Annotated in this window: 1 protein-coding gene; it reads right to left on the bottom strand. The window is 52.5% G+C overall.

Translation table 11 applies throughout. The features are described from left to right. On the bottom strand, positions 1–244 hold a 244-nt coding region (locus tag HJY11_RS13685), incomplete at both ends, for a hypothetical protein (RefSeq protein ID WP_208076473.1).

The following is a 244-nucleotide window of genomic DNA, read 5'->3' on the forward strand; positions in this document are numbered from 1 at the left end:
GTCTTGTCAATCTTCCGGTACGGAGCCTCGACAAATCCGTATTTATTGATTCTGGCATATGTCGCAAGGGAGTTGATCAGACCGATATTCGGACCTTCCGGAGTCTCGATCGGACACATTCTTCCGTAGTGGGAATAATGAACGTCGCGGACCTCAAATCCGGCACGGTCTCTGGAAAGACCTCCCGGTCCGAGTGCAGACAGACGTCTCTTGTGCGTCAGCTCACCGAGCGGATTGTTCTGAT

The sequence above is a fragment of the Bittarella massiliensis (ex Durand et al. 2017) genome (assembly GCF_017566145.1).
GTDB classification, from domain to species: domain Bacteria; phylum Bacillota; class Clostridia; order Oscillospirales; family Ruminococcaceae; genus Bittarella; species Bittarella massiliensis_A.